The sequence below is a fragment of the Undibacterium sp. SXout20W genome (genome assembly GCF_049340285.1).
GTDB lineage: Bacteria > Pseudomonadota > Gammaproteobacteria > Burkholderiales > Burkholderiaceae_D > Undibacterium.
The window spans coordinates 1-2093 of sequence record NZ_JBMPPH010000095.1 but is presented as its reverse complement, the minus strand read 5'-3'; the positions used below and the strand labels follow the sequence as shown (position 1 = coordinate 2093).

The 2093-nt window shown below is 42.4% G+C and carries 1 protein-coding gene; it reads left to right on the top strand.

Annotation, left to right across the window (positions count from 1 at the left end; genetic code table 11):
• Window positions 1–1907: 1907 nt before the first annotated feature.
• Window positions 1908–2093, top strand: a 186-nt coding sequence (locus tag ACO0K1_RS20060; RefSeq protein WP_423028955.1) for a hypothetical protein, incomplete at its 3' end; no start/stop codon positions are given.

Sequence of the window (2093 nt, the reverse complement as noted above, 5' to 3'; positions counted from 1 at the left end):
CAGCAAAAAATGGACAATGCCAATTAGAGATTGGAAAGCAGCGCTGAATCGATTTACAATCCAGTTCGGCGACCGTATGCCGAATGTTTAACTGAACCCCCGTTTACACAAAATTCAGGACACCCCCGATTTGTCACCTTTTTCTAACGGTATAATGAATAAAAAAATTACATTACCGCTGCTTTTTTTAGTCGTCTTCACTACCAATTTTGTTGGAATCATGTCGATGTGGAGCAAAGCTATGGTATGCGCTGACATTGGTCACAGGTGTACTCTTCCAGAAAACGACAAATTGCTCCTTACTCTTGTAAGCTTCCCCGTTTCGTCTCTTCCAGATAACCTGCTTCTTCATGCCTTCGGACCTGACTCCTTGGAGGCAGCGGTGCTATTAAACGCTACAGCTTGGGGCATTGTTGCAGTCGTTACTACATTGCTTGTACTTAGCTTCAAGAAGAGGCAGGACAATTCATTGTAAATTCTTTACCGTCAAGAGCGAGGATACACCTGAGGCGGCAAGTCCATCGTCTCTGTTGGGTAGCTAATGGTTAGTAACGAAGCTTCTGAAAACGGCCAAAAGCTGCCAATGAACAAGGATAATTTTTCTAACTTGAGATTATGAGATTTCTGATACCGCTAATTTTTGTTTCAGTTTCTAGCGTCGCGTTTGCGGGGTATGACGACCATGTCACTCGAAAGGTTCATTGGGCTGACGCGAATGGCCCTCTAATCTTGCTTACGGAATGGCGCAGATATGTGCAAGGGGATAGAGACGTCCAGCCCGACAATCAGAACACCGAGAACGATTTCATTGTTACTGTTGATGGTGAGTCGTTCCCGTTATGGTATGAGCCCAAGTTTGGTGAATTGAGGACAACCGATCCGTCGGAGAAAGCCGTCGAAAAGCTGAAAAAAATTGCGGTCAAATTGAAGGCCAAGGTCCAGGGTGATGACGGCGAGTTATATGATAAAAAGTAGCGTCCGGCCATTAGTAGAAATTCGCCATAAAAATCGATGCCAAATTATTCCAAATTTTTCAGTATTAAGAGCACCATTCGGCTTGCCGTGAACATTATTGGAGCCCTTGCGTACCTACGCTATTCGATGCCACTTACCGCGTTTCCAATCCTTATTCTCTTTGCACTTATGAATTTTTATTGGGCTGTCACAGGCACCATCTCGTTTTACAAAACAAGGGAATGGAGATTAAACGTTACAGACTTGGTCGGCCCAGCAGTATGGGTAATTTCCGTAAATATTGATTACTCGCATCACTGGCTTCTATAACCTTGCCTCTTCGGAATGTCCGCTTTGGGGCGAAAGCCGACGGTCATATAAAATTTAGTTGTGCTGCTTTTCGATCTCGGATTGGCATCATTGTATTAACCAGTTACCCTGAAAAGGGTGTCGTAATTCTGTATATCTTTTTTTGCGGTCGCGTAACGCATTTTTTTAATTAATAGGCTAAGTCCGTAATTTTTTCTCTCTTGTGTTATCAATGGAGAGCATAGCCCGGGTGTAAAAATTTTTAGTACACATAATTTTTTTCTTAATACTGAAGCGCGCATTCTCGCCAACCACATACTTCAACCAGGTGCAATTTTCCCGTACCTGATGTGAATTTCATAGCGCAAAAAACGAAATTAAATCTTTCCGCGTTCTCCGAATCGATCGAAATATGGAGATGATTTTCGTCTGAAGATGCGTACGTGTGATCCTCACCTGCCACGCAGTCTTTACATTCAATTCAATAACAATTTATTGCGGGAAGTTTTGCTTCCGCTAGTACTGTGGTGACTTTGCAACTCGGATTCTTGATCGAGTGGGTTGTCATAACGAAGTAACAAAATTTATCCAAAATGTAAAACTTCTTGCGCGACGTCTTGCAATTTTTTTTCTAGACGTTTTGGGTGTCAGCATTTTTACTTAAATTTCGCGCGCATTATTTTCGGCAGGCAAATAGTCCTTATCGCTCCGGCGATTTTTTATTTGTTGTTGCAGCTATTACATTTTCATCTATTTCAACCCCAGGATTATTTATGTCTAACGCAATTCCATTTCCTAAGCGCTATTTAAGCCACGCACTGTCCGTTTCT